The following is a 22,687-nucleotide window of genomic DNA, read 5'->3' on the forward strand; positions in this document are numbered from 1 at the left end:
GTGCCTGCATCGCCTGCATTTTTGACAACATAAGTTGCTCTGCCGAGACCGCATGAGTAGGTTGACTTGCCATCTATTTTTTCTCCTATTAGGCAGCCGAGCCTAGTGCCGACTGTAAATCAATACCATGTTCTCGCATTGCTGCGAGCTTGTAGCGTAGCGCTCGAGTAGAGACTCCAAGCGCGTTTGCGGTTTTCGTTCGGTTTCCACCAAACTGACGTAACTTTTCCAAAATAAACTGATATTCAGCTTGCTTCTTCGCTTCTACATGACCAAAACTTGCAGTTGGCTCTGCTGTAGGAACTGACGCGACAAGCTCAATAGGCAGCATCAGGTCATGGGCTGTAATGTAATCACCATGACGCATGACCAAAGCGCGTTGAATGACATTTTCCAACTCACGAATATTGCCCGGCCAGTGATACTGACTCAGCGCACTAATCGCATCTTGAGATAGGTGACAGCGGCTGCTATCTTGATACTTTTCAATAAAGAATTGGCTAATTGGTAGAATGTCCTCTTTTCTTTCACGCAAAGGCGGCCAGTGCAGAGGCAGCACATCTAATCGATAATAAAGATCTTCACGGAACGTGCCTTTTTGAACTTCCTCACGTAAGTCTTTGTTGGTTGCCGCAATAACACGAATATCGAGCTGAACGGCTTTATGGCTACCAACACGTTCTACTTCACGCTCTTGAAGGACGCGTAACAATTTCGCTTGAACCGCAGGTGACATTTCACCAATCTCGTCAAGCAGAATCGTCCCGCCATTTGCTTCTTCAAACTTACCGCTTTGAGAATTTGTCGCTCCGGTGAACGCGCCTTTTACATGACCGAATAGCACAGCCTCTAACATTGACTCTGGAATGGCGGCGCAGTTAACCGCCACAAATGGACCATTGATACGCGGAGAGTGCTCATGCACATATCGCGCCAGCACTTCTTTACCCGTTCCCGATTCACCTGTAATAAGCACACTCGCGTTAGTACATGCTGCACGATGCGCCAATTGCAGAACTTGTTTGCTTCTCCAAGACTCCGCAACAATGTTGGCCATTGGCTTACCTAACGCTTCAACACGTTTAAGCAGATTAACCAACTGATTAGATTCAAATGGGCGTAATAGATAATCAGTAGCGCCCGCTTTCATCGTCTCAGCAGCCAAGATGCCTTGTTCTTGATCGACAATCGCAATAACAACACCCGAATTTCGCTGCTTTTGGTGACACGCGACAAACTCACGAACACACATATCCGGCAGCGTAGAGCTCACTAAAGTGATTTCTGCTCGCTCTTCAAGCAAAGCGCCTCGACCAGTACGAGTGTGTTTCGCGGTGTAACCTGCATTTTGCAACACATCCAATACTGGTTGAGCAAGAGCTTCATTTGGCTCAACCAACAAAATTTTCGTTTTCGTCATCATTGAACCTTAACTTTCGTTTGTTGATTTTGTGATTGTAGAGCTGGGTGGTGTTTCGTAGCCGTATACTCGTTGTCCCTCACTAAACGCAGGGTGACACGTCGGTTTTTTGCTTGGCCATTAACCGAGTTATTGCTGGCAATTGGGTAACGTGAACCATGAGCTCGTGTTTCGATCATCGACTCGTCTACCCCAAGCTCAATCAAAGCATTGGTGACTTGCTCAGCTCGAGTACGTGACACAGAAAGGTTCGTTAAACTTGAACCAACGTTATCGGTGTGACCGTCGATGAGGATTTTGGTCACTCGATCATCCACAGATACATAGCTATACAGCGCTTCTAGTGTTGCTTTCTGTCCACGACTTAACGTCTTCTGACCAAACTCAAATGAGAGCGCCATATCCCTTGCCTCTGAAAAAGACAATTTAGGCAATCGCGCGCGACACGCATTAAATGATTTCAATGCGTTTTGAATTTGAAGAGTAGGAATCACAATCTCTGAAACAGAGGAAGCATTACTTCCTTTAAGTGACAGCGTCACCCAACTACCCGAAGCAATTGAATCCATGAATTCTTCAGCGCCTTTATTAAAGATGAAACGCTGAGACGGCTTAGTAAATTCAAGGGAGCCAAATTCTTTTCTATAAAGCTCATCACTCCAAGGAGCATTTTGAGTTGTTAAAGCAATCGTTTTCCATTTATTGTTTTCATATTCTATGTCGGAAATAAAATAGAATTTATTATTAGGTTCCGCTAGGAAATAAAACTTCCCATAGTCATTATTTGATTGCAACAAGTTGCATTTGAATTTATTTCCCTCATATGTCCATTTAGAGAGGTCCATAGGGATTGTTAAGACTTCTTCTGAATATGACACTTTTGAAAAAATAAAACTGATAACAATAATTGTGTTACAAATTATCAAACGGACATGATTCATGTATATCTTACATTCCCATGACTTAAACCGTTTAATTAAATATGCCACCAAGCCGAGAGAACTGGCATAGCTAATCATTTTAATTACCTATTCTGAATATTAAAATTGGTTACAAAACGCTCAAGAGAGCACGCTTAGCCTCCAACGGAAGCTTTAAGCATAAAAAACAGTATCTTATAATTTATTTATTTGAAGTTGTTGTTACGCCATAAAGGCAATTTAAAAAATCTATAACAACTAAAACGCTCAACATTGTTATTTTATTTATTAAGCGATTTATAAAGAAAACTAACTCTTTTTAAATTTCATTAAAAGATTATGACTATATGAACAAAGCAACATGTGAACTAAAGTCACAATCTTAGAGTTTGGAGCTAAAAGATCATTAAAATTTCTGTGTAGACTACACGCCATTAAGTTAAAACACTTTCGATTGTTAACGCACGGTAAAATATAAATGGAAAATAGAGTTAGCGAGCCTATTTCTGATAGTCAACTACTTGATGTAGAATTATTAGGCAAACCTATTCATATCATTCGTGAGAAGCTCGATAATTTAATTTCAGAATCTTGCTCAAACCTTACGACTGAATTACAAAATTGGCTCAGCACAGGAAAAGTGGAAGCTAGCTTAACCTCAGTAGACTTGCACCGCTTTACATCGGTTGAGATGGACAAAGAGCAAACGTCGACCTATCAACATCAGGAAGGCGGCATGGTATTCATCCATGGTAACCCTCACACGCTAATAAAGTTGGCTGATAGATTTTATGGTGCAAGTGCAGAGCGTTCAGCCGCTACTCTGACGGCCAGTGACTTACGTTTACAAGAGCGCATCAGTCGAATCATCATCGGTTGGCTTGCTCCTGGTGAAATGTGGGACACGGGTGAGTATGAGACCCCCAGAGGAATTGGCATTAACGTTCAATTAAACATTGCGTTTGACGATCATCAAGGCTCAATTCATCTCAAGCTAGATGGTCATCTTATTCAAACGCTAATCGAGCAGCTTGAACTGCAGCCTGATACCGATTTGTTTCAACCTTTCTGTCGTTCTTTAGAGACGACCCCCGTTCGACTGAACGTTGTTCTAAGTAAAAAGAAGATGCCTTTAAGTGATGTGGTTGGCTTACAACCCAACGATATTTTACCTATTGAGCTTCTTAACACGGTTCCAGTAAGCATTGGCAACCAATCTCTATTTACAGGTCGTATTGCCGAGCAAGACGGCCAACTTGTTTTGATCTTTAACCCTGATAAGGAACCGCAGCGATGAGCGAAGCGCTAGAAACTAATGCATTCGACGCAGAAGAACTGAACTTTGATGATTTTCAATTAGAAGACTTTGAAGCCGAAGATACGCTCCAACAAGAACCAGCCACTGCGGAACGTGACCTTAGCTTTTTCAAAAGCATTCCTGTCACAGTCACGCTGGAAGTTGCGAGTAAGGAGATCCCACTTGGGGACTTAATGAAAGCGGGTGAAGGCACGGTTATCGAGTTGGAAAAGCTCAACGGCGAGCCTTTAGACGTGAAAGTAAACGGTTCTCTTATGGGCCACGCTGAAGTTGTCGTTGTCAATGATAAGTATGGACTTCGTCTGATCGATGTACATGACTCTGCATTGAGTGGCGTTGGTCAATAATCTTAGGTAGGCATCACAATGAAAAATCTGAGCGCTTGGCACCGTTGGTTACCTCTTTTGGTATTGGTGTCACTTTTGTTTGCTTTCCCAACAATGGCGGCTGACAACGGCTTAACTATCTTGTCCGTTTCTGATGGCGACACACAACAAGAATACAGCGTTAAACTGCAAATTCTGTTGTTGATGACGGCGCTCAGTTTTCTTCCAGCATTTATTTTGATGGCGACGAGCTTTACTCGAATTGTCGTTGTCCTTGCGATTTTGCGCCAAGCTCTTGGTCTTCAACAAAGCCCACCTAATAGAGTGTTGGTCGGGATCGCTCTCGCATTGACGTTGCTGATTATGCGCCCTGTCTGGAGCGATATTTATGAAAATGCGTTTCAGCCATACGACAACGGCGAAATCACGCTAATACAGGCTTTTTCTGTTGCAGAGAAACCAGTGAGAGAGTTCATGCTGGCACAGACGCACCAAAGCTCTCTTGAACAAATGTTACGTATTGCCAATGAGCCTCTCGACCAAAACGTTGAGGATATTTCATTTGCCGTTGTCTTGCCTGCATTTGTCATTAGTGAACTAAAAACCGCCTTCCAAATTGGTTTTATGCTTTTCATCCCGTTTTTGGTCATCGACTTGGTTGTCGCCAGTGTCCTGATGGCAATGGGTATGATGATGCTATCACCTTTAATTGTCTCACTTCCCTTTAAGTTGGTGGTATTTGTACTCGTGGATGGTTGGGCAATGACAGTTGGCACCTTATCTGCCAGCTTCGGTTAACTAGGAGCAGTTATGACCCCAGAACTAACCGTAACGTTATTTTCCGATGCAGTATGGCTGATCATTTTGATGGTTGCCGTATTGGTTGTTCCAGGCTTAATTGTCGGTTTGTGTATCGCCGTATTTCAGGCTGCCACACAAATCAACGAGCAAACACTCAGCTTTTTGCCACGTTTGCTCGTTACCTTATTAATGGTGATTTTTGCAGGTCACTGGATGCTCCGTAAGATCATGGAACTGTTTGATTTCTTGTTCCACAACATACCAGGGATGATTGGCTAATGGCCATCACATTTGCAGAGCTCTCGGCGATACTCGGTCAACTCTGGTGGCCGTTTTTTCGTGTGGGAGCCGTATTTATTTCAATGCCTTTCTTTGGTGATGCAATTATTCCTGTTTGGGTTCGTACTTTACTGGCCCTCTCGATCGTTGTCATTACTGGACCGTTAATGCCACCCATGCCACAAGTCGAATTATTCTCTATGACTTCCCTGTTCCTTGCTTTTGAGCAAGCTATTTGGGGGGTAATGTTTGGGTTAATTTTGCACATGCTCTTTAACGTTTTCACCATGCTTGGTCAGGTGATTTCTCTGCAAATGGGCTTAGGTATGGCGATGATGAATGATCCTATTAACGGGCTTTCTGTCGCCATTTTGGGACGCATATTTCTGATTTTCTCAACCTTGTTGTTTCTTGCGCTAGAAGGACACTTACTCGTCATAGATATCGTGATTCAAAGCTTTGTTGTTTGGCCAGTCGGATCTGGTATCACATCGCTTTCTCTGCAAGGTGTTGTCAATATTTTCGGTTGGATGTTTGCCTCTTCACTAGCTTTGGCTTTACCCGCTATTGTTTCCATGCTTCTAGCCAACATCAGTTTTGGTGTAATGAACCGAGCCGCACCATCACTTAATGTCTATGCGTTAGGTTTTCCTATGACGATGCTGCTGGGTCTATTCAGCGTATTAATCTCAGTTTCTGGTGTTCCTGGTCGCTACACGGCGCTCGTTCACGACACCATTAGACACTTGAGTAACTTTATGTTGGGGGGAGCATGAGCGATCAATCTTCTCAAGACAAAACTGAAAAAGCCTCACCGCAGAAGGTAAAGAAAGCCCGTCAGGAAGGACAAATTCCTCGCGCGAAAGAGTTTACTACTGCGGTTATATTTCTAGCGGTGGCGCTCTACTTTTACTCTCAGCTTAATAGTATTTGGGAAAGCATGTCGGGGATCTTTCGCTACAACATGATGCTGACGCGAGCCGACCTAGAAAATCCTAAACAACTTGTCGAGCAATTGGGACAAAGTTTAGCGGTCATCATCGACATGCTATTACCATTGTTTACCGTCATTATTATCGTGACCTGTGGTAGTAGCCTTGTGCTAGGCGGCTGGATGTTCCGTCCCGCGAACGTGATGCCAAAGCTCAGCAAAATTAATCCTTTGAGCGGGATAAAGCGCATTTTTTCGACCCGCTCAGTGGTTGAGCTCTTAAAGTCGACGTTCAAAGTAGCCGTCATCTTCGGCATCTTATATGGCTATTTAGACAACCACTTACAGCCATTACTTGGTATACAAAACCTCCCACTAAGCCAAGGTTTTTCTCTAGTAATGTCAATTCTGTTTGAAGGCTTACTCTTAATGGGCTTCGCCTTGTTGTTATTTGGGGTTATCGACATTCCTTATCAGCGTTGGGAACACCTAAAAGAACTCCGCATGACGAAACAAGAATTGAAAGAGGAATTTAAAAATAATGAAGGTCGTCCGGAAGTAAAGCAACGTATTCGTCAAATACAGCAACAGTTTGCGCGCCGTAAGATCGATAAAATGGTGCCGACAGCTGACGTGATCATCACAAACCCAACGCACTACGCAGTCGCACTGAAATACGAGCCTTCGCTTTCTGACGCGCCCTTTGTCGTCGCAAAAGGCGTAGACGAAACTGCTATGCACATTCAACGTATCGCCCGAGAAAACAAAGTGGAAATCATTAACTCCCCGCCACTTACCCGTTCGATTTATCACACGACGGCGATTGAACAAGCAATCCCAAGCCAACTGTACATCGCAGTGGCACATATTCTTACTTACGTTTTGCAATTGAAAGCCTTTCGTAAAGGTGAGGGAAAAGAGCCAATTCCTTTACCTCATTTTTCGATTCCAAAACATTTGCAGCACTGATTAACCCGCGTTTATCCAAGGACACGAAAGTATGCTTAACCGGTTAAAACAACTTCAAACATCAACCAAAGGCTACGTTGGCATTCCAATCGTCTTGCTAATGATATTAGCAATGGTGATTCTTCCTTTGCCTCCTCTGCTACTGGATGCGCTGTTTACCTTTAATATCGTCTTAGCAATCCTAGTATTGCTGGTCAGCACAACCGCAAAGCGACCATTAGATTTCTCTGTTTTTCCAACTATTTTGCTGGTCGCAACATTATTACGTCTCACATTGAACGTGGCTTCTACGCGAATTGTACTCCTAGAAGGACATAATGGTGGTGACGCAGCGGGTAAGGTCATTCAAGCATTCGGTGAAGTCGTCATTGGCGGTAACTACGTCGTTGGTATGGTGGTGTTCGTCATCTTGATGATCATCAACTTCGTCGTAATCACCAAAGGTGGTGAACGTATTTCTGAGGTTTCAGCCCGCTTTACGTTGGATGCTTTACCAGGCAAACAAATGGCAATTGATGCCGACTTAAACGCTGGCCTTATCGATCAGGAAACGGCTCGCTTACGCCGTAAAGAAGTCGCCAACGAAGCCGATTTTCATGGTTCGATGGATGGTGCATCAAAGTTTGTGCGTGGCGATGCCATCGCAGGTTTGTTGATTCTGTTTATCAATATCATTGGTGGTATCAGTATTGGTGTCTTCGAGCATGGACTCGCTGCGTCTGACGCCTTTAAAACTTATGCCCTACTCACAATCGGTGATGGTCTAGTTGCTCAAATTCCTTCACTACTGTTGGCAACGGCTGCCGCGATTATCGTTACGCGAATTAATGATAGCGATAATGGCATGTCGGAAACCATGCAAAAGCAATTACTGGCAACTCCTGCAACGCTATTTACTGTCGCAGGTATTATGGCGGTAATCGGTATGGTACCGGGTATGCCACACCTAGCCTTTTTTGCGTTTGCTGGCGCATTAGCGTTCGCAGGGTGGCGTCAAACCAAGAAGCCAGTGCAAGACTCCCAGATTGAAGAGGTCGAAGCACTTTCACAAGCAATGCAAGACGATGATACACCGCTGACATGGGATGATATTCCTCACGTCCAAACATTATCACTTGCGCTTGGTTACCGACTCGTCCATCTAGTCAACAAAGAACAAGGGGCTCCTTTATCACAACGTATCCGCGGTGTGCGTCGAAACCTTTCTGAACAAGTTGGCTTTTTATTACCTGAAGTTCGTATTCGTGACAACCTGAGCCTCAAGCCAAACCAATACACAATTTCTCTAAATGGCGAAGTCATTGAGCAAGGCTTTATTGAACCAGAGCGTTTAATGGCGATAGCGGTTGGCGAAACTTACGGTGAGGTAGATGGCATTTTGGGTAGCGATCCTGCTTATCAGTTGCCAGCTGTGTGGATTGAGCATCAAGATAAAGCAAAAGCACTTAATATGGGTTACCAAGTTGTCGATGATGGCACTGTTATTGCCACTCATATTAGTAAAATCATGAAGACAAACCTTGCAGAATTGTTTACGCACGACGATGTGGAAGCAATAACCCAGCGTTTGACACAACAAGCCCCGAAACTAGCAGAAGCATTAGCAGCAGCACTTAATCCAGCGCAGCAGCTGAAAGTATATCGTCAGCTTTTATTGGACCAAGTGCCACTAAAAGATATTCGCACGATTGCCAACACAATGTTGGAATCCGCGGAAAATACAAAGGACCCGATCCTACTTGCATCTGATGTACGCTGTGCACTAAAGCGTACGCTTGTTAACTTAATTGCAGGACAAAAGAACGAATTAAATGTCTACGCACTGTCTGATGAGTTAGAACAAATGCTACTAACTTCACTGCAACAAGCACAATCTTCTGGTACGGTAACACTAGATAGCTTCCCAATTGAGCCAAACATTCTTGGTCAGTTCCAACAAAACTTGCCATTGATCAGACAACAGCTTAAACAACAGGGGCTACCTCCGATCCTTCTCGTTATGCCACAGCTGCGCCCTCTTCTAGCGCGTTACGCTCGCACATTTACACAAGGGCTGGCAGTATTGTCTTACAACGAAATCCCAGAAAACAAACAAATCAATGTGGTAGGAAACCTTGGTTAATCTTATTTCAACACATGCGATGTACGAACATTTGGTTGGTCTCGCAGTACAACACATCGTCACGGATGACGATCAATTAGTCTTTGATGCTTTAAAACACAATGATGTCCAACACGCATGCCAAGCAATTAGGGAAGCTCAATCAGGGGAAGTAGAATTCCAACACCTGACGTTGAGATTTGGTATGCGTGGAGAACAAAGTGTCTATCAATTCAAACTCTCTGAACAAATGCAGTACTGCCTGGATTTGTTCAGTCTTTACCTTGCACTAAGACAAACACAATTTCAGTTAGAAGCCTTTCATCACGACTTGATTAGTAATGTTGTCGTGCCGATTCGCGTGGATGCATTACTTTGGGAGCCTGGGGTTTATTTTTTCGAACAGACGATTCAATTCCACTCTTCTGCTTTTCAACATGTGATTCCTTCTCTTCAAGCTGATGAAACGTTATGTGATCGTGATAAAGTCGCCACACTCACCAAAAAGTTAAAAGAGAATGCATATTCACTTTGGTTTGAAGTCGCGACATCGCAAGTGAACTTCGAGCGCGTCGCAGACTTTAGTCCCGATATGATCAAATTGTCAGTCACACTAGAGGATAAAGAAGAAAGACACGCTTTCCTACCTATTGCTAAGTTCTTAAGAAAGCATAAATATACTTGGGTTGCCGGACGTGTAGCGAGTCAAACGGAACTTAACCGCTATCGTTTATTGGGTGCCAGTTATTATTTTGGTTATTTCAGCGATATCCCAACCTCTCTCTCCTTTCAGTCTTTTGATGAGGAATAGTTGAAACTCAACCATTTATATTTAAAACAGCACGATTTATTCGTGCTGTTTTTTTATTTATAACGGATAACCACAAGATCATTGGGAAATAGTTTCTTTAACTTAACTAAAAAATTTAGGCTTATATGATGATTTTCCCGGTTTTCATGGAATACAAATCACTAAAAATCATCAATTTTTATCTTTTTTAGAAATTTTTTAATTTTCAAATTAATCATTAAAGCCGACCGACCGCCTCTAGTTAGTGACAAGGGAATATCCCGAGGCCTGAAAGATATAGTGACTAACTAAGGAGACTAAGATGGCTTTATCAATGCACACTAACTACGCTTCGCTTGTAACTCAAAACACAATGAACACAACAAGCGGACTTCTAAACACAGCAATGGAACGTCTAAGCACAGGCTACCGTGTGAACTCAGCTGCTGATGACGCTGCTGGTCTTCAAATTGCTAACCGTCTAGAAGCGCAAACACGCGGCATGTCAGTAGCAATGCGTAACGCACAAGACGGCATCTCTATGATGCAAACTGCTGAAGGTGCGATGGATGAAATGACAAACATCGTTTACCGTATGAACGACCTTGCTACACAATCGTTGAACGGTTCAAACAGTGCAACAGACCGTGCGTCTCTTAACAAAGAGTTCACACAGCTTACTGCAGAACTAAACAACATCGTAGACAACACTAAGTTCGGTGGTCAAAACCTTCTTAAAGGCGGCGGCTTCGGTGCAGGTGACGTAACATTCCAAATCGGTGCATCTTCTGCTGAAACATTGACTGTAAGCGCAAGCGCAGGTATCGGTGAAATCACTACTATTCTTGCTGATGCAGCAATTACAGATGGTATCGATGACGCGACTAAAGCAAAAGCAGCACTAGACAAAATCAGCGGCGCTGACGGTCTAGTAGAAAAAATTGGTAGCTCTCGTGCAGACTTCGGTGCGAACATCAACCGTCTTGAGCACACTATGGCTAACCTTGGTAACATGGTAGAAAACGTTACAGCATCTAAAGGTCGTATCATGGATACAGACTTTGCAGTAGAGTCTTCAAACATGACTAAGAACCAAATGTTGATGCAAGCAGGTACAACTGTTCTGTCTCAAACTAACCAGCTTCCAAGCATGGCAATGTCACTACTACGCTAATTACTTAGTTAATAGTGCGCTTAATTTAAATCGTCTTAATTATAAAGCCTTCCTATGGAAGGCTTTATTTTTATCTACGAATATAAATAGAGCTCGTATTATCTTTGTGAGATTCAGGCACTCTGAATCCGAATTTCAACATAATATTAAATAAAACCTTATTAAACAGTTCTAATTCTATCGTCTCTAATTTGCTTCCTATTTTACTATCTCTAAGTTCAGGAAAATTGAACTTAGCTTCCTTTAAGATACTAGCTATCTCATCAGAATTGATGCTCTGTTTACTTAATAGTTTTTTGTTAATGAACTCTTCATATGCACGAGCACATTTCATCAATCGCAACGCAAATTCATTCATAACTGACATTCTTTGAAACGTAAAAAATTTAATTTTTAGTGAGAACACTTGCACTTCGCACTATCAAAAATAATATCAGAACGCAATTAATGCACTCTGTAAGAATTATCTGAATCAAGCTGAAGTAAAGGCTGAATATAACGTCCAATTAAAACATCTCTCCTAATTAGAACCGTCAATACAATTAAATATTTTCTTTGTTTAGGTCGCCTTTTCTTATAAGGAAATTACTTTTTCCATGGAGGAAGGCGGAACAAACAAGGTGGAAACACCACTTCCTCCCAAGAAAACAAAATAGCTTTAAACCTTTGTTTTAATTGAATTTAATATACGGCACGTATCTTGCCACTGATAATTAAACTAAGGCGTAGCATTCAAAGTATTCAAGCCAATAAGAGATGAGAGGAGCACACCTCATGAGTTCTTTAGACCCAGTAAAAATGGCAACCCAATTCGCACAATTGGACACAAACCCATTCAAAAACCGTTACCAAGCGCAAGCTAATGTGTACCAGTCACAACTGTCAGCTTTTAATAAAGTTGAAAGCGCACTACGTGATTTTCGTACTGCAATGAAAGAGATGAATAACAGTACAAACAGCATCATCAAAAACAGTGCGACACTCTCTCAAGAAGGTAACTTTACTGCAAACGCGGATGCTAAAGCGCTAACGGGTAACTATCAGATTTTTGTAGAAAAAGTGGCAACGGCGCATCAAGTATCTACAGGTATGCCTGCAGACCTTGAGGCAACGACAGAAGTACCAACAACTGGATCTTTAGAATTCACCATCAACGGTGAAACAATGACTCTAGACTTGTCCTCCGTTGATGTTAATGGTGACGGCACTGCAACGATCAGCGATTTAGCCAGTGCGATTAACAATCACACGGATAACCCTGGCGTTAACGCCACTCTAGTTCGCTCGAATGGTCAAACACACTTTATGCTATCGAGCACTGAGACTGGTGTCGAAAATAAGATCAACGTATCTGCATCGGGTACTGGCCAAGCGTGGTTTGAAGACGCCTTCACCAACCTCAAGCAAATCAACGCTCCGCAAGATGCGGTTATGTGGCTAGGTGCAAAAGACTCAGGCCTGAAACTAACCAACGCAAGTAATACTTTTGAAGGTGTCATCGACGGTGTTGACATTACCGTATCTAAACCGCAAGCCGCGGGAGATTCGCCAATCGGTTTAAAAATTGGAGCTGATAGCGAAGGCACTAAAGAACAACTAGATAAGTTTGTGGAAACCTACAATGCCCTTGTTTCGACTATCGATCAGTACACCCAAATTGGCGGTGAAGATCAGAAACGCGGCGTGCTCGCTAGCGACTCGACATTGCGTTCTATTGAGAGTCAGTTAACGGGGTTAATCCGAGGTGAACACAATGGTATGCGCCTAAGCGAAATCGGCGTGAGCCTAGACCGCAACGGTAAAATGAAAGTTGATCAAGAAAAGTTCAAAGAAGCTCAACAAACAAACAGCGCAGGCTTAGAGGCGTTGTTTAATGGGGATGACGCTTTGCTAGATTCTCTTGACGCGATGGTAGAGCCTTTCTTGAAGTTCTCATCAGGTACCTTCAGCACGCGTAAAGACGCAATACAGTCAAGCTTAGACCGAATCAAAGATAAACAAACCAATTTAGAGCGTAAGTACGAAATGTCGTACAACCGCTATCTCAAACAATTCACTCAAATGAATTCAATTATGACCCAAATGAACCAAACCATGTCCATGTTTAATGCTCAAAAATAAGACATTTGGTTCCAAATTTAGGAGAAATATTCATGCTTATGGATTCTGGTTACGATTCGTACCAACAAGTCGATCTCGACGCTCAAGCGGCAGCAGCAAATCCACACCAATTGGTCATCATGTTAATCGATGGCCTACTCGATGAAGTTGAACGTATTCGCGGCCACCTAGCCGCAAATCGTTTGGCCGAGAAAGGGAATGGAATCAACAAATGCATGAACATCTTGATTGGACTAACAAGTGCTCTAGATGATGAAAACGGCGGTGAAATTGCGGAAAACCTACGCCAGCTGTATGACTTCTGCCAAGTCGAACTTTATTACGCTAGCGTGCAAAACGATGCAAATCGCTTGGTTAACGTTGAGCGTGTAATGGGTAACATTCGTGAAGGTTGGATGAATTTTGGACAACAAGCATAAAGTATCGCCAGAGCGATTCCGTCATTTATCTCAGCTCATCCAGTTCGCCGCAAAAACGGCCGATTGGCATGCGCTCAAGCGGTACGACTTGCAGTTGCGAGAGCTTTTGATCAGTCACAAGCCTTTTTTGAAAGATCCTAAGCTTGCACCTGAAATCCAGCGAGCGAAAACAGTGCACGCTAATGCCTTCGCAGTATTAGAGAAGTCGACCAACGAGTTGAAAAAAGAGATGAACATGGTCAATGACCATCAAGAACGCGCTATGGCCTATCAATTAGCAATGACCATGGAGCTAACTCAATGATCATACCTTCTTCAACTCAGCACTCGGGTAATTCGCCAGCTAACAATGAGGGTCACATCAAGCAAGCGAACTCGGTACACGGCTTTTCTCATGGTTTTAAATCAGGGAACAAGCAGAATGGTGAGCAAGACTTTAACTCTGCGTCAGCGGTACCGAGTTTTCACCTTACGGCCTCTACTTTGAACAGCGCAAACAAAGTACAAAGTCATGGTTTTGATACTGATGACCGCTCAGCTTCAGATCCGGATGCCAACTTGACCAGTACACCAGGGTTAACAGAATCGACTGATCTTGCAGCGCAAGCTCAAGCTTTAACCCAGGGTATGATTACCATGGCAGAGAAGCAGGCTGAGAAACTAGGAAAAGCGTCATCTTTAATGGCTGCGAGCGAAGTTAAGTCTGTTACTCAAGATTCGTCTAACGCCATGCTAAACACATCATCAAAACAAGATGTGAAGCAAAGTCTGCCGACTTCATCGAGTTCGCGTTTGCCTATCTCCGGTGCTGAGTTTCAAACTCTTTTGAATCAACCTGTTCAAGGGCAACCAACCGCATCTCTACTTCAAGCACAAGCTCCTACAACACAACCTGCACATTCACCGGTTGCGACGAGTCATATTCAAGCTCAAGTCTCTGAGTGGGCAGCAGTGCGTGTTGATACCACTGCCGGAAAGTGGGGGGAGCAAATGATGCAAGTTTTACATGATCGCGTGACGCTCCAAGCTCAACAAAATGTACAAGAAGCAAAAATCCGCCTAGACCCACCAGACTTGGGGAAACTGGATTTACTTGTACGTGTTGAAGGTGACCGATTAAGTGTCCACATCAACGCCAATGCCGCAGCAACACGAGAAGCTTTAATGCAAGTTTCGGAACGATTGCGTACTGAGTTACAAGAGCAAAACTTCGTTCATGTCGATGTCAATGTTGGCTCTGATCAAAACCAAGGTCGAAATGACCCACATGCAAACGAAGAAGACGCCAATATTTTCGCCGCACGAGAATCTGGTGCATTCCAAACCACGACAACAACTAACTATTCAGAACACTGGCTAAGCACTCAAGCTTAGTGAATCTTCGAGGAAAAAGGTTATGACCAAACAACAAATGATCGCCCTGTTTATCGCCATGATCATCACCAGTGCCCTCGTTTCGGCCGTCACAATTATGGGCGGAATCTGGTACTTAAACAAACACGCTCAAGAGTCACCTGACTCTGGTTCACTGATCGAAGACTCTCCACTGTCTTTTTTGGTCACAGAACAACCGACAAGTAAAGGTCCTAGCTTCCATCCTTTGGACAAAGTCGTTTTGACCGTTAAAGGCAAGAAACAGACTCACTTTGTGATGCTAGAACTGGCAATTGAGACACGCCGTCCAGAGCGTATCAAAGAGATCGATGAATACATGCCTATGGTACAAAACTCTCTATTAAAACTGTTTAGCGACAAAACGTTTGATCAGTTACAGCAAGCGGGTGCCATCGATATTCTGCAAGACGAAGTGAAGCAAACGCTTCTACTCGCTTTTGCTAAAACAGACATCGTCCGAGAAATCGACGATGTTTTGTTGACTAAATATGTTGTGCAATAACGGAGCACAACCATGTTAGACATGAATGTACAAGACACTTACACCACAGAAGAGGAAGTGACAACACCGTCACGACCAATTGATGAAAACGCATTGCTACAACGTCATCAGGTCATGGTAAAACGCGTAGTTAACCAGCTGCGCGTTCATGCCACTTCTCACTGTAGTATTGAAGATATGCAGCAGATAGGCCTTATCGCTCTAGTCGAGGCTGGACGCCGATATGGCGATGTTGACGATCCTCACTTTCCTGCTTTCGCCGTTTGTCGAGTTCGGGGAGCTATTTTAGACGAATTACGCCGACTAGATTGGCGTTCACGTAAGACTCGTCAACAAGCCCACGAGCTCAACGACGTGACTCGAGATCTCACTCGAACGTTAGGTCGAATGCCAACGGATGCCGAAATCATCCAGGCTTTAGGGACGAATGAGCAAGATTATTACAACCGCCAAAATGCCGCTCTCGCAGGCGAGATGCAAAGCCTTGACCAACTGATGGAGAGCAGCGGTGATAGCTACATTGGCGGGCAATACGATGGCATGGAACATGAACATATTCGTCGTAGTTTAGACAGTGCTTTGGGTAAGTTACCTAAGCGCGATCAACTGCTCCTGACTCTGTTCTATCAACATGAACTCAACTTACACGAAATAGCTCTGGTATTGGATCTGACACCACCTCGTATATGTCAGCTTCACAAACAAGCGCTGAAACAACTCAACCAATTAATGTCCTCTTAGGAGTCACAAGATGCAAAAGTTTTTTGGAGTGCTCACTATCCTGGTGTGCGTCTTCGGTGGATATATGTGGGCCGGTGGTAGCTTAGGTGCTATCTGGCAGCCAGCCGAATTCCTTATCATTATTGGCGCCGCTGCTGGTTCTTTGATCATCGGTAATCCGCCTCATGTACTGAAAGAAATGCGTCGCCAAGTGCCAGCGACCATTAAAGGTCCAACAGAAGAGCATGAGTACTACATGGAATTAATGGCACTACTCAACAACTTGCTAGAGACAGCGAGAAACCGCGGATACAAGTTTCTGGATTCTCATATTGAGGCTCCGGAGCAAAGCTCTATGTTCCTCGCTTACCCGACGATCGCAGAAGATCATCGCCTAATTTCTTTCATTACTGACAATTTACGTTTAATGGCAATGGGACAGATGTCGCCTCATGAATTAGAGGGACTGCTAGAGCAAGAAATCGAAGCAATACAGAACGAAATGCTTTTACCTTCACGCTCACTACAGCGTACAGCTGAAGCACTACCTGGCTTCGGTATTCTTGCAGCAGTTGGTGGCATCATTATCACCATGCAAGCTATTGATGGCTCAATCGCTATGATTGGTTATCACGTTGCGGCAGCTCTCGTTGGTACATTCATTGGTATTTTCGGTTGTTACTGTGGCTTAGATCCACTAAGTAACGCCATGGCTCAGCGAGTAAAACGTAATATGACTGCTTTTGAGTGCGTTCGTGCAACCTTGGTTGCCTACGTAGCGAAAAAGCCGACATTGCTCGCCATTGACGCTGGTCGTAAACATATTCAGCTAGACATCAAACCAACATTCAACCAAATGGAGAAGTGGTTAGCTGAACAGGAGGGATAATGCAAAAACAAGAGCATGTAGTGTTCAAACGTGCCAAAGTATACAGCCATGATGAGTCGTCTCATGGCGGCGCGTGGAAAGTCGCGTTTGCTGACTTCATGATCGCCCTAATGGCGCTGTTTCTTGTACTTTGGGTTATGCAGGTGGTAGACAAAGAAGAGCGTAAAGCGATTGTTGCCCACTTGCATAGTTCAAGCGTATTCGACAAGAGTTACGGCAACCCATTTGATACGTCACAAAGTATTTCTCCTATCGACTTGGCACAGGACTCTTCTGTGCCAAGTAAACACAACTCCAACCATGTAGTAAGCTCTTACTTTAAAGGTGATGGGGATGGACCAGAAATTGATTCTTTGATTCCTGGTAACTTCGATACTCAAGAGCAACTTGCCGCACTAGCAAAAGTAATTGAGCAAATGACTGCCCAAATTAATGCGCAGGGAAATGTAAACGTCACGGTGACACCACAAGGTTTGCGTATCGTCCTTCAAGATGATTACAAACAGCATATGTTCAGCCGTGGTGGTGCAGAACTTACTCCTTTTTTTGAAGATTTACTGCTCGCACTAGCACCTGTATTTCATCGTGTTAACAACCCTCTGATCATCAGCGGACACACAGATGCAATTCCATTTAAAAAGCGTTTTGGTCGTCAATCTAACTGGGCGTTATCAGCCTCTCGAGCAGACGTAGCAAGAAATACGTTAGTTGAAGGCGGTATGCCGGACGATAGAGTAATGCAGGTAACGGGTATGTCAGATAGAGCGCTGCTTAATCCTGATGAGCCAGATTCTAGCGAAAACCGTCGTATTGAGCTGTTTGTTTTAACGACTCCTGCCGCTAAAGTGCTTGAAACCCTTTTTGGCAACCACCAAGAAAGTGAACTGCAAAAAGCGAAAGATAAGGCTGAATTTAACCAACCAGTCATTCGTCAAGAAGTCATCAATTACTCCGGCGATACCGCCACCAGCGAAGTAAAAATTCAAGAATTATAATCTTAAAAGGTCACCACTCTGATGGTGACCTCTCTAACCAAAGCCTCTGTTACTGTGACTTTTTAGTTGAGTTCTATATGCACATAACATCATCCGAAAAAAGAAAAAGCGACTTACTGAAGAAAGCCTTTTTATGGCTCATTGTCTTCGATTACCTTTTATTGGCGTTTTTCTTAACTCAGCTATCAAGTATGACACTAAACAGCGGAACCATGATCAGCTTGTTACTTGTTGTTTATAACGTCTTACTTGTTTCGCTATGTTTTCAACGAACCAACAAGCAGGACTCTTACATTATCTACCCTGTTTTGTCCGCAACGTTATTAGCATTTGTCTGCTTTCTTTACTTCTTTTTTTTAATTTAGCTCCCCCGACTCGACCATTGATTTTATTTTTACTGCTTTTTCGAAGTGGTCGAGCTGATGAGTCTGAATCCACCACGTAGCCGCTTCCATCAACAGCTCTGGGTCGTCATTTTTATTAGCGAAAAACGCATAAAATGAGAGACCAACCAATTCACCTTTACTCGCGATCTTTTTGTCACAGACCTCTATAATTTTGTCTCTCAGCGAAGCTCTCATTTCTAACCCCTTAACCTAGTACATACTCACTAACCATACGGTTGAAAGAAATCAAATCAAACGAGCCTTTAATTTCAAAACGCACTCTTCCCACCTCACTCATGAAGAACTCGATTTCACAATCCAAATCAAAAGTACCAGAGGTCTCGATAGAAAATGCATTGATCTTACTGTAAGGCAAAGAAGTGTAATCCACTTTTGAGCCGGTAATCCCTTGCACATTTGCCGCTATCACTCGCTTGTTCGTAAACACCACTTGGTCACGAACTGTTTTAAAAGCAGCGAAAATAGTCTCACCATCAATCAAGAACTTAAGGAAGTCTTCTCTGGCATTAGAAACGTCAATCGGCTTAAGCTTAAATACAGAGGAATTGTCGAAATCAATCATAATTAATCCTTTGAGTGGGCGTTAGAACGAATTATCAACGTATCAGATAGCACCACTTTTGCCTACTCGCAACGCACGTTTCTGCTTGATTCGCCCAACAACGAAGCGTCACTCACTTCCACCCTTGCATCCATTGCTCAGAGTCTTTTAGGTCTTGCCAGTTCATCTCTTGGTCGCGTTTACTCATGACTGCCTCGATGACACATCTCACAACGTTACCATCTTCATCTAGTTCCATTTCCGTCACGACAAAATGCTTCTCTTTGTTTTTAGGTGAAATTGCCGTCCATTTACTGTGCAATAGTTTCTTAGGGTGGATTCTGTTCATCGCATTGTACCAATTTAACTACCATGTTGATGTATACGACTGAATACCAAGAGAGAATCAGATTTTGTTTTTGCAAACCGACAAAAGATAAAACCGCAAAAGAGATCACTCCCTTTCGCGGCTCTAACTACAATCCGACTAGGTCTTCTGACCATTCAATCGAGGATTTAAGTACTGACTTTGTAGCAACTGTAACCCTTTACCGACCAGAACAATCACTATCGCGCCAATCAGGACAGGCGTGAAGAGAAAACTCCATCCCTGCCCAGACGCCATGATCAAAATTGGATTTGCACCCGCAGGTGGATGAGTGGTCTTCGTAATCAGCATCGCAGACACACCCAGCCCCGTCGCAATCGCGAGCGTGACCGGCGTGACGTCAACATACTGGCTAAACGCAATACCGATAGAGGCCGTGATGAAGTGACCAATGATCACGTTTTTGGGTTGAGCAAGAGGGCTGCCTGGCACCCCAAACACCAGTACTGCGGTAGCACCAAATGGTGCCATCAGGAGTACTACCTCAGTAAGAGATACCTCGGCGTAAGACAACACACCAATAGCCAGCGTAGCGCCAAGTCCGGCAACCAACGATAAAATTAAATTATTCATAAACACCTCAAAAGTAGACCAAATTGTCTACAAAATAAAATAGACAAACCTGTCTACCTTTGTCAATATGTGTTTATGGAACTTTTTGAGGACGTAGTTATGAACAAAAAGAAACAGTTATTGATCGACACAGCTTTGTCACTGTTTTACAAACAAGGCATCAACTCTATTGGCATCAATGAAGTTCTCAATGTTTCCGGCGTGGCTAAACGCACGCTATATAACCATTTTGAGAGCAAAGAAGCGCTTATCATCGCCGCATTAGAACAACGCCACCAAATATTTATGGAATGGTTGGAGGAAAAGCTTTCTTCAGCACAAACGTGCGCGGAGGTGATCGATCAGTTATTTACTGCACTCAACGGCTGGTTTCATGGCTCTGAAGAAAAATTGGGTGAGTTTCGCGGTTGCTTTTTCATCAATACGTCCGCGGAATTCAGTGACGACAGTGGCGAGATCGCAACGTATTGCCGCTACCATAAGCAGCAAGTCAGAGAGCTAATTCAACGCTATCTCAAATCAGACAACGCTGCATTACTCGATGCCATTTGCATCATGAAAGAGGGCGCGATCACTACCGCTTACATGACGAAAGAGTACGACAACGTCACGAAAAAATGCGTGACCATTTTGCACAAGCTGTAATGCGGTCAGGTATAGTCATTTGCGGATTAAGTATTCAAACGAAAGGCACCAATCGGTGCCTTTTGTTTTACTTAGTGAGTGTACTTACAGTTCGTGCTCAGTACGTGCGATGATGTCGTCTTGCGCATCTGGTGATAGTGCAGTGAAGAAGGCTGAGTAGCCTGCGACTCGCACAACAAGATCACGATATTGTTCAGGGTTCTTCTTCGCAGCTAGCAAGGTCTCACGAGAGACGATGTTGTACTGCACGTGCCAACCTTTGTGGTGGTTGAAGAAGGTGCGAATCAACATAGAAAGCTTGAGCTTATCCCCTTCAGACTCAACCGCTGCCGGGCTTAACTTCTGGTTAAGCAGCACGCCACCAAGGATCTTATTCGCTTGAATCTTACCAACCGAGTTGTACACAGCCGTTGGACCTAAACGGTCTGAGCCAGATGACGGGCTTGCACCTTCAGCTAACGGCGTTTTCGCTTTACGACCATCTGGCGTTGCCATGGTTGAAGCACCGAATGGGACGTTTGCCGAAATACTTGATGTACCTGCGTAGTAACCGCCGCCAATTGGACCACGCCCATGACGCGTATTAACGAACTGCTCTAGCTCATCAATGTACACTTGGTAAGCGTCTGCCAGTAGTTGGTCTACTGCGTCATCATCATTACCGTATTTTGGTGCAAAGTTGATAAGACGTTGGCGAAGCTGCTCGTTCTCCATGCCGTCGAAATCTTCTTCCAATGCTTTTGCTAGCTGTTGTTGTGAGATAAGGGGCTGAGTGATTTGCGCATCATCGAAAACAAGGTGCTTGATGGCAGCTAGGCTGTTACCCAAGTTCGCGATACCGACTTGCAAACCAGATACCCAATCGTATTTCGCGCCACCTTCTTTCACGGTTTTACCGCGAGCCAAACAGTCATCCACCAGCGTTGAACAGAAAATGTCTTGAGCTTGCTGTTCAAGTACGCTGTCGACTACAGTATCAATCTCAATCGATTTACGGGTGTAGTAGCGGATTTGATCTGCCCAAGAAGCGGTCACTTGCTCAAAGTTCTCAAAGTTGCCTTTTGCTAATGACTTATCGTGTGGCAAGAAAGCTTTACCCGTTGTTGCATCCACACCTTCGTTCAATGAAGCTAGCAAGATACGGGCGAAGTTAATGAAGCTCATGCCCGTACAACGGTAACCCCATTTGCCCGGAACTGCGGTCTCGATACAGCCGATAGATGCGTAGTTGTAAGCGTCTTCTTTCTCTACACCAAGCTTGATGAATTCAGGAATAACAATTTCATCGTTGTTGAACGCAGGCATACCGAAGCCGCATTTAATCACTTCGATACAACCCATTAAGAACTCTTGGTTCAAACCTTCGTGGTAGCGCACACTCAAGTTAGGTTGCGTCGAACGTAACTGGCCACAAGATTCCAGAATCGCCCAAGAAAGGGGATTCACTGCGTCTTCAGGCTCACCCTTTTCATTCAACTTCTGACCGCCGATACACACATTTTGGTACAGCGGAGAACCTGCGGAGGCTTTTGAGTGCGCGCCAGAGCGAATCTTGTTTACTTCAAGCAGCTTCAACCAGCAGCTTTGTAATAGCTCTAGTGCAAAGTCTTTTTCAATCGCGCCGTTTTCGATATCGCGAACATAAAATTCGTTTAGGAATTGGTCCATACGACCGAAAGAAACCGAGTGACCATTCGATTCGATTTGTAGCATCAACTGAACGAAATAGCTCAACTGCAGTGCTTGCCAGAAGTTTTCTGGTGCGTGGCTCGCGACATGACGACAGTTTGCCGCAATGCTTTCTAACTCAGCTTTGCGCAGCGGGCGTGTCTCTTCTAGCGCCATTTTTGACGCCAATTCAGCGTAGCTCACTATGTGATCTTGAATCGCAAGCAGTACGATTTCGACCGATTTGTAGAACTGCTCTTTCTTCAAGCCTTCAAAGGTCGAAACATCATTGTTAGCACGGTGCTGACGAACATCCTCTAACAAGAGACTATGGCGTCAATAGTTAATTTTTGAGGCTATCTGTATCCCACATAACACCATCTCTTAGCATTGAA

Annotated in this window: 26 protein-coding genes and 2 pseudogenes; 19 read left to right on the forward strand and 9 right to left on the reverse strand. The window is 43.9% G+C overall.

Going from position 1 to position 22,687, the window contains the following annotated elements; translation table 11 throughout:
* From R7041_RS18135 to R7041_RS18145, 3 genes and pseudogenes are all read right to left on the reverse strand, one after another.
* Window positions 1-73: pseudogene (locus R7041_RS18135) on the reverse strand (flagellar hook-basal body complex protein FliE); the annotation flags it as partial.
* A gap of 15 nt (window positions 74-88) precedes the next feature.
* Entirely contained in the window at window positions 89-1,420 is a 1,332-nt protein-coding gene (locus R7041_RS18140; RefSeq protein ID WP_017820535.1) for a sigma-54 interaction domain-containing protein, read from the reverse strand.
* Complete coding sequence (locus R7041_RS18145) at window positions 1,420-2,439, reverse strand: OmpA family protein (protein ID WP_206949152.1); 1,020 nt, start codon at window positions 2,437-2,439, stop codon at window positions 1,420-1,422. Before R7041_RS18145 ends, R7041_RS18140 begins: the two co-directional genes overlap by 1 nt.
* Window positions 2,440-2,818: 379 nt before the next feature.
* Here R7041_RS18145 and R7041_RS18150 point away from each other — a divergent pair, with 379 nt between their 5' ends.
* The 9 genes from R7041_RS18150 to lafA all read left to right on the forward strand — a co-directional run bounded on the left by R7041_RS18150 (window position 2,819) and on the right by lafA (window position 11,029).
* Window positions 2,819-3,637, forward strand: a complete 819-nt coding sequence (locus R7041_RS18150) for a FliM/FliN family flagellar motor switch protein (RefSeq protein WP_005375039.1) — start codon at window positions 2,819-2,821, stop codon at window positions 3,635-3,637.
* Complete coding sequence (fliN, locus tag R7041_RS18155; RefSeq protein WP_005375038.1) at window positions 3,634-4,005, forward strand: flagellar motor switch protein FliN; 372 nt, start codon at window positions 3,634-3,636, stop codon at window positions 4,003-4,005. Before R7041_RS18150 ends, fliN begins: the two co-directional genes overlap by 4 nt.
* 18 nt (window positions 4,006-4,023) lie before the next feature.
* Window positions 4,024-4,782, forward strand: coding sequence for a flagellar type III secretion system pore protein FliP (fliP, locus tag R7041_RS18160; protein WP_005375037.1), 759 nt, complete (start codon window positions 4,024-4,026; stop codon window positions 4,780-4,782).
* Window positions 4,783-4,794: 12 nt separating this feature from the next.
* Window positions 4,795-5,064: a flagellar biosynthesis protein FliQ gene (gene fliQ, locus R7041_RS18165; RefSeq protein WP_005375036.1), complete on the forward strand. Its 270-nt coding sequence runs from the start codon at window positions 4,795-4,797 to the stop codon at window positions 5,062-5,064.
* Complete coding sequence (gene fliR, locus R7041_RS18170; RefSeq protein WP_005375027.1) at window positions 5,064-5,840, forward strand: flagellar biosynthetic protein FliR; 777 nt, start codon at window positions 5,064-5,066, stop codon at window positions 5,838-5,840. The genes fliQ and fliR overlap by 1 nt, the downstream gene beginning before the upstream one ends.
* Entirely contained in the window at window positions 5,837-6,964 is a 1,128-nt protein-coding gene (gene flhB / locus R7041_RS18175) for a flagellar biosynthesis protein FlhB (protein ID WP_206949153.1), read from the forward strand. The genes fliR and flhB overlap by 4 nt, the downstream gene beginning before the upstream one ends.
* A 31-nt stretch (window positions 6,965-6,995) precedes the next feature.
* Window positions 6,996-9,086: a flagellar biosynthesis protein FlhA gene (flhA, locus tag R7041_RS18180; RefSeq protein ID WP_005375024.1), complete on the forward strand. Its 2,091-nt coding sequence runs from the start codon at window positions 6,996-6,998 to the stop codon at window positions 9,084-9,086.
* Between the two features lie 19 nt (window positions 9,087-9,105).
* Window positions 9,106-9,876 (forward strand): EAL domain-containing protein, encoded by a 771-nt coding sequence (locus R7041_RS18185; protein WP_318114803.1) that lies wholly within the window; start codon window positions 9,106-9,108, stop codon window positions 9,874-9,876.
* Between the two features lie 301 nt (window positions 9,877-10,177).
* On the forward strand, window positions 10,178-11,029 hold the full coding sequence (gene lafA / locus R7041_RS18190; protein ID WP_005375019.1) for a lateral flagellin LafA: 852 nt from the start codon (window positions 10,178-10,180) through the stop codon (window positions 11,027-11,029).
* A 70-nt stretch (window positions 11,030-11,099) separates the two neighbouring features.
* On the opposite strand, the gene R7041_RS18195 is transcribed toward lafA, so the two are convergent.
* The gene (locus tag R7041_RS18195; RefSeq protein WP_005375016.1) at window positions 11,100-11,387 is read right to left on the reverse strand and encodes a hypothetical protein; all 288 of its coding nucleotides are present in this window, start codon (window positions 11,385-11,387) and stop codon (window positions 11,100-11,102) included.
* 416 nt (window positions 11,388-11,803) lie between these two features.
* Between R7041_RS18195 and fliD the strand changes: the two genes are divergently transcribed.
* The 9 genes from fliD to R7041_RS18240 all read left to right on the forward strand — a co-directional run bounded on the left by fliD (window position 11,804) and on the right by R7041_RS18240 (window position 18,435).
* The gene (gene fliD, locus R7041_RS18200; protein ID WP_005375015.1) at window positions 11,804-13,150 is read left to right on the forward strand and encodes a flagellar filament capping protein FliD; all 1,347 of its coding nucleotides are present in this window, start codon (window positions 11,804-11,806) and stop codon (window positions 13,148-13,150) included.
* Between the two features lie 32 nt (window positions 13,151-13,182).
* Window positions 13,183-13,569 carry a flagellar export chaperone FliS gene (gene fliS / locus R7041_RS18205; RefSeq protein WP_005375014.1) on the forward strand — a complete coding sequence of 129 codons (387 nt, stop codon included), beginning with the start codon at window positions 13,183-13,185 and terminating at the stop codon, window positions 13,567-13,569.
* A complete protein-coding gene (locus R7041_RS18210) occupies window positions 13,553-13,873 on the forward strand; it encodes a hypothetical protein (protein ID WP_005375013.1) in 321 nt (106 codons plus the stop codon). Before fliS ends, R7041_RS18210 begins: the two co-directional genes overlap by 17 nt.
* Window positions 13,870-14,943, forward strand: a complete 1,074-nt coding sequence (locus R7041_RS18215; RefSeq protein WP_206949155.1) for a flagellar hook-length control protein FliK — start codon at window positions 13,870-13,872, stop codon at window positions 14,941-14,943. Before R7041_RS18210 ends, R7041_RS18215 begins: the two co-directional genes overlap by 4 nt.
* A 22-nt stretch (window positions 14,944-14,965) precedes the next feature.
* The gene (gene fliL / locus R7041_RS18220) at window positions 14,966-15,466 is read left to right on the forward strand and encodes a flagellar basal body-associated protein FliL (protein ID WP_005375011.1); all 501 of its coding nucleotides are present in this window, start codon (window positions 14,966-14,968) and stop codon (window positions 15,464-15,466) included.
* A 12-nt stretch (window positions 15,467-15,478) separates the two neighbouring features.
* Window positions 15,479-16,207 carry a FliA/WhiG family RNA polymerase sigma factor gene (locus R7041_RS18225; protein ID WP_005375008.1) on the forward strand — a complete coding sequence of 243 codons (729 nt, stop codon included), beginning with the start codon at window positions 15,479-15,481 and terminating at the stop codon, window positions 16,205-16,207.
* 10 nt (window positions 16,208-16,217) lie between these two features.
* A complete protein-coding gene (gene motA, locus R7041_RS18230; protein ID WP_005375006.1) occupies window positions 16,218-17,075 on the forward strand; it encodes a flagellar motor stator protein MotA in 858 nt (285 codons plus the stop codon).
* Window positions 17,075-18,070, forward strand: a complete 996-nt coding sequence (locus tag R7041_RS18235) for a flagellar motor protein MotB (RefSeq protein ID WP_005375003.1) — start codon at window positions 17,075-17,077, stop codon at window positions 18,068-18,070. The genes motA and R7041_RS18235 overlap by 1 nt, the downstream gene beginning before the upstream one ends.
* Before the next feature lie 77 nt (window positions 18,071-18,147).
* On the forward strand, window positions 18,148-18,435 hold the full coding sequence (locus R7041_RS18240; RefSeq protein WP_005375002.1) for a hypothetical protein: 288 nt from the start codon (window positions 18,148-18,150) through the stop codon (window positions 18,433-18,435).
* On the opposite strand, the gene R7041_RS18245 is transcribed toward R7041_RS18240, so the two are convergent.
* The 4 genes from R7041_RS18245 to R7041_RS18260 all read right to left on the reverse strand — a co-directional run bounded on the left by R7041_RS18245 (window position 18,427) and on the right by R7041_RS18260 (window position 19,979).
* Window positions 18,427-18,651 (reverse strand): DUF6500 family protein, encoded by a 225-nt coding sequence (locus R7041_RS18245; protein ID WP_206949156.1) that lies wholly within the window; start codon window positions 18,649-18,651, stop codon window positions 18,427-18,429. The genes R7041_RS18240 and R7041_RS18245 overlap by 9 nt on opposite strands.
* 10 nt (window positions 18,652-18,661) lie before the next feature.
* A complete protein-coding gene (locus R7041_RS18250; protein ID WP_005386881.1) occupies window positions 18,662-19,039 on the reverse strand; it encodes a PH domain-containing protein in 378 nt (125 codons plus the stop codon).
* 112 nt (window positions 19,040-19,151) lie between these two features.
* A complete protein-coding gene (locus R7041_RS18255; RefSeq protein ID WP_054576599.1) occupies window positions 19,152-19,367 on the reverse strand; it encodes a TIGR02450 family Trp-rich protein in 216 nt (71 codons plus the stop codon).
* Between the two features lie 138 nt (window positions 19,368-19,505).
* Window positions 19,506-19,979, reverse strand: coding sequence for an HPP family protein (locus R7041_RS18260; protein ID WP_064369614.1), 474 nt, complete (start codon window positions 19,977-19,979; stop codon window positions 19,506-19,508).
* A gap of 99 nt (window positions 19,980-20,078) precedes the next feature.
* Here R7041_RS18260 and R7041_RS18265 point away from each other — a divergent pair, with 99 nt between their 5' ends.
* On the forward strand, window positions 20,079-20,624 hold the full coding sequence (locus R7041_RS18265) for a TetR/AcrR family transcriptional regulator (RefSeq protein WP_064369613.1): 546 nt from the start codon (window positions 20,079-20,081) through the stop codon (window positions 20,622-20,624).
* 84 nt (window positions 20,625-20,708) lie between these two features.
* Here the strand turns inward: R7041_RS18265 and R7041_RS18270 are convergent.
* Window positions 20,709-22,616: pseudogene (locus tag R7041_RS18270) on the reverse strand (formate C-acetyltransferase/glycerol dehydratase family glycyl radical enzyme); the annotation flags it as partial.
* Window positions 22,617-22,687: the final 71 nt, after the last annotated feature.

It is taken from the genome of Vibrio sp. 1751, assembly GCF_033339895.1.
GTDB lineage: Bacteria > Pseudomonadota > Gammaproteobacteria > Enterobacterales > Vibrionaceae > Vibrio > Vibrio alginolyticus.